Origin of the sequence: Methylobacterium aquaticum (genome assembly GCF_001043915.1) — a bacterium.
Lineage (GTDB): Bacteria > Pseudomonadota > Alphaproteobacteria > Rhizobiales > Beijerinckiaceae > Methylobacterium > Methylobacterium aquaticum.
This window is the reverse complement of the sequence record NZ_LABX01000350.1, coordinates 1-8,806: the sequence shown is the minus strand read 5'-3', so window position 1 is coordinate 8,806 and position 8,806 is coordinate 1. Positions and strand designations below refer to the sequence as shown.

Below are 8,806 nucleotides of genomic sequence, written 5' to 3'. Positions count from 1 at the left end.
ATCCTTCCAGCGGCAGCCGCACTTGATGACGTGCAGGATGCCCGACAGGATCGTGCGGTCGTCCTTGCGCCGAGCGCCGGGCTGGTTGGTGGGCATGAACGGCGCCATCGCCTGCCATTGCTCGTCCGACAGCCAGAACAGCTCTGCCATTGCCTCCTCCTTCTGGGAGGCGCTTCGAATCACATTTCATTCATCATTGCAATACCTTGAATGGGTTTTGACCCTAGGGCGACGTAGACGGTGATGCCAGTCGTGCTCGCCGTCTCCTTGAGGATGCTCGTCATGATGAGCGGGGCGAACGCCCCCCCGGCGGCGAGGCTGCCGAACGTGTAGGCGATCGAAGAACCGGTGTAGCGGACCCGCGGGGTGAACTGCTCCGTGATGAAGGCGCCTTGCGCCGCGTACATCGAGGCGTGCACGATCATTCCGGCGCCAATGACGAGGAAGATCAGCACGGGGCTGCGCGTGTCGACGGCCGGGAAGAAGAGCGCCGCGAGACCAAGGGCTGCGACGAGACCGGCGCCGTAGACGGGGCGTCGGCCGACCCGGTCGGTCATGGCCCCGAACAGCGGCGTCGCGACCGCATTCAGGGCGGCCCCCACAAGAAGCGCTCCGAGAGCCAGGGAGCGCGGGAGGCCGAGCGTCTGCGTGAGATAGCTCACGCTGAAGACAACGAGGAGCGCGTAGACGACATCGGGCCCGATGCGCGCCGCCCCTCCGATCAGGAGCGCGCGCCAATGATGCCGGAGCACCTCACCGACGGGCGCCTTCGCCGTTTCCTCCTGCGCTTGCATCTGCTTGAACAGCGGTGTCTCGTCGACGGCGAGGCGGATCCAGAGGCCGAAGGCCACGAGCATGGCGCTCAGAGCGAAGGGGATACGCCATCCCCACTCCAGGAAGGTCTGGTCCGACAGCGCGGCCGTGACGACGGCGATCACCAGCGAGGACAGCAGGGTGCCGGCGGCCGGCCCGACCTGAGCCCACGAGGCATTCAAGCCACGCTGGTCCGGGCGGCCGTGCTCGACGGTCAGGAGAACGGCACCGGCCCACTCGCCTCCGAGCGCCAGCCCTTGCAGAAAGCGCAGCGCGACCAAGAGGATCGGGCTTGCCAGTCCGATCGCCTGAAACGTCGGCAGCAACGCCATCGCCGCCGTCGTCACGCCCATGAGAACGAGCGTGAGGACGAGGACGGCTCGCCGACCGAGCTTATCGCCGAGACGGCCGAAGATCACTCCGCCGAGCGGGCGTGATAAATAGCCAACGGCATAGGTCGAGAATGCGAGCAGCATCCCGACCATGGGATCGAGCGAAGGGAAGAATATTTTGTTGAACACCAGCGCCGACATGGTGTTGTAGATCATGAAATCGTACCACTCGAGCGCAGTGCCGACCATGCTCGCAGCGGCCAAGCGCCCCGCTGGGCTTTTGAGGCTCTCGGAGTGGGTCAGGCTCGCCGCGGCGATTTCCGCCGGCCGTATGACGTCGTTGCTCATGGGCGCGCTCCCTCTGTCAGGCGCCGAATGGCCGACCTGAACTCGGATATTCTTTGTGATATCCACGCCAATTCGATCGTGGATCGAGCCGATCGTAACTGTGCTTGAGCCCCGGCTCAAACGCGAAGATCAGATACACTCCGATCATAATTCCTGATCCGAGAGGGATCGGATGTCGGTGGGATGGTCCTCGCTCGCGCAGTAGGCGGCGACTTGCTGTTCTGCGTGCTCGACAATCAGGTCGTGGAGGCGGCTGGATAAGCCCGGCCTGTAGCTCGCGTAGAGACGAAGGGGTGCGAGCGGGACGTCGGTGTCGATGAGGGAGAGGGAGCCGGCTGCGAGTTCCTGACGAATGGCAGCGATCGGCAGGGACGCGACACCCAGGCCGGCGCGGACGAACCGCACGATGGCCGCGATGGATGTCACGCAATGCAGCCGGTTCGGCACTGTGCCCACTCGCCGGAACGCGTCCTCGACGGCAGCGTAGGGTTGGGACCCACGGGGAAAGGTGATGATCGGCTCGCGCGCGAGGTCGCAGAGTGAGATCCGTCCGATGTCCGCGGACGCGATCCAGCCCATGCGGTACTCGCACAGCGGCTTGTTGATCGTACCGGGATCGAGGACTGGCTCGGTCTGAAAGGCGATGTCGATGCCACCGCGGCGGAGGTGCTCGCGCAGGTTCTCGGACGGCTCGGCCGTGAGTTCCAGGTCGAGCGCCGGAAAGTGCTGTTGCAACGCCTCGACGAACGGGACGAGGAGCGTGTGGACGACCGTCTCGATGCTGCCGATGCGCACTGTTCCGGTCACCGCCGAGTTGCGGGCCAGCGCGTCGCGCATCTCGCGATGCGCCTCGAGGATCCGTTCGGCATGTTGCACCAGCAGGCGGCCGGAGGTCGTCAGCCGGATCTCGCGGGTGCTGCGCTCGAAGAGCCGGCAATCGAGCTCCATCTCGAGCGTCGCGATCCGAGACGAGATGCCGGACTGGCTGATGTTCAGCTTCTCGCCGGCGCCGTGGAAGCTTCCCAGGCGCGCGACCCACAGGAAGGCTTCGAGGAAGCGCAGGTTCATACCGGCCCTCCATCTGGAGCGGGTGGGTCAGGGTCGAGCAGGCCGGTGATTGATGCCGATCGCGGCGGCCCTTAGCAGCGGGCGATCGCCCGCGGAAAGGTCGTGAGCAGTTCGGGCCCCCGCTCGGTCACGAGAACCATGTCACCGATCGCCGCGGCTCCGGCATCCCGCAGGAAGAGGTTGGGGTGCAGTTCGAAGAGCATGCCGGGCTCGATGACCCGCATCGGAACCTGGGGACCGGGATCGTAGGGCTGCGGGAACTCGGCTGTTCCGATCGGATCCTCGTAACTGTGACCGAGCGCATGGCCGGACCGGAACTGAAAGACATCGCGACCGCCGGGCGCGCGTCCCGCGGCGCCGACCTCGCGCAAGTCGCGCCCGGGCCGGAGGCGCTCCAGCATGGCAGCGTGCATGTCCTGGACCTCGGCGAAGGCGCGCTCCGCGGCGGGCGTCGGCGTGCCGAGCGCGCCAGTCCGGATTGCGTGTCCCCAATGGCCGTGCAGGAGGAGCATGATGCCGAGCAGGAATTGGTCCCCCTCCGTCGGAATGCGGCCGTTCTCGCTCACGAGGTAGCGGCAACGGTCCGGCACGGGCGCGACCGTCAGCCACGTCTGGCAGAACTCGCAGCCCATGCCGCGCGCGAGCGCCTCGAGTTCGGCCTGCACGGCGTAGACGGGCCTCCCCGTCCGCAACGCCGCGCCGACCCGCGCAAACAGAGCGTCACAGATCCGGGCCGCCTCCCGGTGATAGGCGATGGCCGTCTGGTCCTTGATGGTACGGCGGCGGGCGAGTTCGTGCTCCACGCTCGGCCACGCGTCCGCACCGGCTGCGGCGAGGCGCTCCCAGACCAGCAACGGCATTTCGTCACGGCCTGCCAGGGCAATCGGTCCGTCGGCCCCGCCGGCCAGTTCCAGCACGTGGCGCGCGAACGCCTCTCCCTGTCCGAAGCAAACCTCGGCGAAGCGGTGCGACTCGCGCGCGCGCATCGCCGCGAACACGTTCGAGACGACGAGCGACGGACGGTCGTCAGACCGGACCACGAGTGCCGAGTCCGCATTATCGCCGTCCCAATTTGCCAGGAAACGCAAATTTCCATGGCTGCGCGTCGCCGTTCCGAGGGCATGCCCTCGACCGAAGACGACGAGTGATGCAAGTCCCTGACGGCTCATCCAATCCTGGAGCGAAGCAAGCCGTGCGTTCAGGGCCTCTTGAGGTACGGTCTGATGGGGATCGACCATGATCGTCCTATTTTTTGCGAGATAGACTGTGTTGACTTCACTCCGAAGGATCAGATTTCTGGCGCAGGACGCAATGATGGCTTGCAACGTCGCATGGTAAAATCGCATCCGGCATTGCAATGTACACATTGGCTACAATTACCGCTCGCGCTTCAAAGAAGATCTACATCATCAAGTATCTTATTTGATACATACCAAGTAGATACATCGATCCGGAAGATGGATTGAAGTGGAGCAGTCATGTTGGCCAGCTATATAACTACGATTTCAGCTTGTTACGTATCTTCAGTAAATTAAATAAATAGGACGACAGAATTTCAAAACACAAATCTTCGAGTCTTTACTACAGATGACTCAGTCGCCTCATGTATCGAGAGCGACTGAGCGCGACACCTTTCCCAGATCGGAGGGAACTCAAACCACCGCTGAGCCGATGGCGGGAGTCAATGTCAATCGAAAGACAGTTTCATCATCACGCCTCCCTCACCCGAGAGGCGAGCGATTTTTCGAGACTCTCTATCTGGCGCGCACATCTGCCCGCTCATTGAGGTCAGATATGGGAGTACTTGGCGATATCTCGTGAACCGTCAGGACCCGCTCTCGCGGGACTGCGGCGGCTCGATAGGTCCCCGAACCATGCTGGGCAGGGTGCCGCTGAAAGTCAAGTGATATTGTACTGAAATTTCAGACGGCGGGCCGATCCTCCGCCTGTCCCGTCCGTCCCCCATTCGGACGAGGCTCTCGGACGACGGGGGTCGTAACCGGCTCGCAGGGAGGGGCCGGACCATGACGCGATTGAGCTTTGTTCCCCCCTGTCGGGTGTCGCGAACAGCGCAGGAGATTCTAGTAATCGGGCATGTGAATGTTGCTGATCGGCCTCGGCCCGAGATCGTCGCTCGACGCATGCTGGTCGGGCAAAAAGGTCGGTCGACGCGATATGATCCAGGCTGAAGGTGCGACCAAGCCTCTGTTTCGGTTGAAACACGCCCGTTCGATCGGCGAAATGAAACGGTAACATACTTGTTGTGTAATTTTATCGATGCCCTTGATGCAGTAAATTCAAAAAATACTTGATATAAGGAGAATGTTATGGCGCATATCTCATTATACACTTTTGGAATTATTAAGGACTCTTATCGTTCCGAAGCAATGAAAGAATTTTCGCGATCTGCATCCGCTGTTTTCGCGGCGGCAGCAACGGCGGAAGGGTTTGTCGCTCATGCAGGGCAATCACGACCTGATCTTCGCGGAGCCGTCGAGATCGGACAGGATTACGGCCCTTGGGGCTCATATGTGGTTCCGCGCTTCTTCGACAGGTCGCGCGAGGCGGATGGCGCTAGCAGGGTCCAGACACTCTCACTCTGGCGCGATGTCGAAGTCGCTCGCAAGTTCTCCTACAGCGGGTTGCATCGTGCGACTCTGAAGCGCCGATCAGAGTGGTTCGAACGCCCACAATGGCCAGGTTACGTACTCTGGTGGGTCTCGGACGAAATCATTCCGACATGGTCCGATGGCGTTCGCAGGCTTGAAATGCTGGCAGACGAAGGCCCTACCGCATCCGGCTTCGATTTCGCGCATCCGCACGACAGCGAAGGTCATCCGCAAATGACGAATTGATATTCGTACTCATTCTGCCAAAGCTAGTTTTCCACTCATCTTTAGATGATGACAAGCCGCCCCGGCACGGTCTTGTCTGCACGCGTGCAAGCGAAGCCCGCCCCGCCGAGGCGGTGCGTGTCAGGGCGACCATGCACCACCCGAAAGCCTGAATGCCAGTGCCTTTCTCGACCATCGAACGCACGCGTGAGGCACTCGCAGCTTTGCAAATCGCGTCCTTGACGCCGTACATCATGACTTGCGCGATCTGATGACGGCGCACAATTCCTGAAATCGACATCTGAGGTGCCTATCTTAAGAAAATTACCAAATGATGACACATGAGAGTAAGACGAAATCGATAGTGTCATGTCGATGCGTGTCGCGTTAGACAAATCAAAATCGGTAGCAAACTTCGTATTAATTGATCTGTCGTGCCATTTTGATGCGACTTCGCGATCCCTGGCGGCTGAGACCTGCCCGAGAGGTCCCGCCGCCGAGGCTAGCCTGATTGCTAAGGTTATATTGTGCTTCACATCGGCTTTCGGTCGAACCACGTGGATAAGATGACAGGTGCATCGACCCGCCGCTTTTCATTCAGAACGAATGGTTTCTGTCTGGCCGGCTCGTCCGCGCTCCGCAGGCAGAGCTGTCTCGATGACCAGTAAGCCCCGAGCCTTGCCGGACGCCATGTCGACCGTCGCGACCGCACGCCACAAGCGCTCGCTTTCGACAAGGACGGGCCGATAGTCTCCGTTCACGTCGCAGACGAACACGAGGTCCTTGTCCGGCAAGTAGCCGAGGATCGGCGAGAAGTGCCCAGCTCCCCGGCCGAATAACGGACCTCGGTGAAAGTTGACGATCAGCCGCTTGCCGGGATCGTTGCCGCTTGCCAATGCCTCCCGGAAGGCGGGCAGCGAGAGATCACGCACGACGCGGACCTGACGATCGAGCCGGACTCGTATCAGCTCTGCCAGATCCTCCAGCGTCAGGCCGTTCACAAGGATGCCGAACCAGGGCTGGAAAGGGGTCCCGCGAAGCACCTCGGCTTGCGAGAAGTCTACGCCAAGAGAGCGCAGCAAGTTCGCCACGCTGGCAGGGCCGCAGAAGCTCGGATTGCTTTGATATTCGTAGGGGCGGCGTCGATAGACAGCAGCGACCGGTCGGGCCCAGGCACGGGCCAGGAGCGCAGGATCGTGAAAATCGGATCGGGCCTCGATCGACACCACGGATTTGTAGGCGTTCGGTCTGAGACGATGAGAATCGAGGCTTGCTGCGCCGGCGAGTCCGACGGCGAGCACGATCGCTCCGACGAGAGCCGGCCGATGGCGCTTCCAGCTCCGGCCTCGTCGCACCTGTTCGGCACTCATACCGCAAGCCTTCTGGCCGGAATGGGATCGCACGCGGCCGCGACGGGTCCAGCCGCAGGGCCCATGGGCGCAGGACGGCGTGCGCCGCGCCCGGGTCCCGTGGCGGTACTCCGCGGCTCGCCGGACGCCGCCCTCTGCACGACGGCCAGCGAGATCAGGCTGGTCGCGACGTCCAGGCGGGACAGGGTCGCACGACCTGCAGAGGGCGGCGCCCGAGGCGACACGTCGAAGCCAAACCCCTGCTGGCGCTACGCGACCACCCGAAGCGCATCGATGCGGCGGATGCCGCCATGGCCCCGGATAACAGGCACCGCACCCGTGAGGCGCAGTCGCGGGGCGAGGCGCGCCAGGGCGCCGAGTCCCTCCTCCAGTTCGACCCGGGCCAGGGCCTCGCCGATTCACCGGTGCGCGCCGCCGCCGAAGATCGGATGCTGGCGCGGGAGGTCGGCGCGCCGGATATCGAACGCATCGGGCCGCATGTAGGCGGCTTCGTCTCGCAGCGCCGACAGCGTCGAAAGCATCATCAGGCTTCCGGCCGGCACGACGTGGCCATCGAGCGCGATATCCTCACGGGCGACCCGCGCGGCGGAACCGACGTTCGGCTCGCAGCGAAGGGCTTCCGCAACCGCAGCCGGAATCAGGCCGGCATCGCCGCGCACCGCCGCCCATTGCTCGGGATGCTGCAGCAACAACGCCACCTGCATGGCGCCCGCGACACGGGTGGTGTCGGTGCCGCTGATGATCACCTGCACGAGCTGGATCGTCACCTCCTGCGGGGTGAGTTCGCCCGTTGCGTCGGCCTCCGCCAAGAAACGCGACAGGAAGTCGTCCTGGGGCGCAGCCCGGCGCGCCTCGAGGATCGCGCGCACGTAATCCTGCAGCGCGACGGCCGCCGCCTCGAGATCCGGAATGTCCTCCGGCCCGAACATGAAGCTCAGCACGCGTGAGACCTCGTAGGCGAGGTGGGTGAAGCGCGGGACGTCTTCCTGCGGCAGACCCAGGATGCCGGCGATGGTCCGCGCCGGGATCTGGGCAGCGTAACGCGCAACGAGGTCAACCTCGATGTCCGGCAGCCAGTCCCGCACGAGGCCCTCTGCAGCCGCACGGATGCCGGGGCGCAGCCCTTCGATCATGCGCGCCGCGAATGTGCGGGTGAAGGGCGAGCGGCGCCGGCGATGGACCGGGCCGTTGGCGATCAGCATCCCGTGAGCGAAGATGTCGAACAACGCGCCTTCCGGAATTCCGCGCGTCCGCGGGCTGAGCGTCTCCGTCGCCTGGGCGCGGGGATCCCGCATCAGCCGATCGACGTCGCGGGCGCGGAGCACGACGAAGCCCGCGATCTCATGGCGGACGAGGGGCAGCCGGGGGCGCCAGGCGCGGAACACCCCGTGCGGATCGGCCTCCAGTTCGCCGACCGTCAGCATCGGGACGGCCTTGGGCGGCCTGAGAGCCTGTTTGATTGGTTGATCTTACTCTGGCTTGTTGAGAGCGTTGAGAGCGATCAGGCAGGCAACGAAGGAGAGGCGTCCGGTCGCGACGTCGAGGCGCCCGGCGCGCTCGCGCAGCAACCCACCCCAATGGCTGAACCATCCGAGGGTGCGCTCGACCAGCCAGCGCCGCTCGAGGACGACGAAGCCCTTCTGGTCCGGCTCCTTCTCGACGACGCGATGGCGCATGCCGTGCCAGTGACACCACTCCTGGCAGCGTTCGGCCGTGAAGGCCCCATCCAGGAGCGCCAGGCGCAGGCTCGGCCAACTGCTCCTTGCCGGCATCCAGCGCCGGCAGCGTGTCACGATCCTGCACGTTGGCCGGTACGACCGACAGCGCCAGGATGTGCCCTTGGGCATCCACCATCAGCACGCGCTTGCGCCCGACCACCTTCTTGGCCCCGTCGTAGCCCCGCGGTCCGCGCACCCCGATACATTTGACGCTCTGCGTGTCGATGATCGCCAGACGCGGCTGCGGACGGCGACCGCAGCGCCGCCGCTGGCGATGAGCCAGGGCCCGCATCAGGATCTCGAACAGCCCTTTCTGGACCCAG

At 63.8% G+C, this 8,806-nt stretch carries 8 protein-coding genes and 1 pseudogene; 2 read left to right on the top strand and 7 right to left on the bottom strand.

The genetic code is table 11. From position 1 onward, the window contains the following. The 4 genes from VP06_RS31690 to VP06_RS31675 form a co-directional block, all read right to left on the bottom strand. On the bottom strand, positions 1–150 hold a 150-nt coding region (locus tag VP06_RS31690; RefSeq protein ID WP_048467801.1), incomplete at its 3' end, for an IS5 family transposase. A gap of 29 nt (positions 151–179) precedes the next feature. Then, the gene (locus VP06_RS31685) at positions 180–1,493 is read right to left on the bottom strand and encodes an MFS transporter (protein WP_197093335.1); all 1,314 of its coding nucleotides are present in this window, start codon (positions 1,491–1,493) and stop codon (positions 180–182) included. Between the two features lie 144 nt (positions 1,494–1,637). Further along, a complete protein-coding gene (locus VP06_RS31680; protein ID WP_048467800.1) occupies positions 1,638–2,561 on the bottom strand; it encodes a LysR family transcriptional regulator in 924 nt (307 codons plus the stop codon). Between the two features lie 71 nt (positions 2,562–2,632). Further along, positions 2,633–3,799, bottom strand: a complete 1,167-nt coding sequence (locus tag VP06_RS31675; protein WP_063928476.1) for a M24 family metallopeptidase — start codon at positions 3,797–3,799, stop codon at positions 2,633–2,635. Positions 3,800–4,888: 1,089 nt separating this feature from the next. On the opposite strand from VP06_RS31675, the gene VP06_RS35645 reads away from it, so the two are divergent. Then, on the top strand, positions 4,889–5,416 hold the full coding sequence (locus tag VP06_RS35645; protein WP_082167738.1) for a DUF3291 domain-containing protein: 528 nt from the start codon (positions 4,889–4,891) through the stop codon (positions 5,414–5,416). A 572-nt stretch (positions 5,417–5,988) separates the two neighbouring features. Here the strand turns inward: VP06_RS35645 and VP06_RS31670 are convergent. From VP06_RS31670 to VP06_RS35640, 3 genes are all read right to left on the bottom strand, one after another. Then, positions 5,989–6,765, bottom strand: a complete 777-nt coding sequence (locus tag VP06_RS31670; RefSeq protein WP_048467798.1) for a phytochelatin synthase family protein — start codon at positions 6,763–6,765, stop codon at positions 5,989–5,991. Positions 6,766–7,163: 398 nt separating this feature from the next. Beyond that, positions 7,164–8,189 (bottom strand): cytochrome P450, encoded by a 1,026-nt coding sequence (locus VP06_RS31665; protein ID WP_245291392.1) that lies wholly within the window; start codon positions 8,187–8,189, stop codon positions 7,164–7,166. Continuing rightward, positions 8,107–8,679, bottom strand: coding sequence for a transposase (locus tag VP06_RS35640; RefSeq protein WP_245291393.1), 573 nt, complete (start codon positions 8,677–8,679; stop codon positions 8,107–8,109). Before VP06_RS35640 ends, VP06_RS31665 begins: the two co-directional genes overlap by 83 nt. Here VP06_RS35640 and VP06_RS38380 point away from each other — a divergent pair. Continuing rightward, a pseudogene (locus tag VP06_RS38380) lies at positions 8,605–8,806 on the top strand (hypothetical protein); the annotation flags it as partial. The gene VP06_RS35640 and the pseudogene VP06_RS38380 overlap by 75 nt on opposite strands.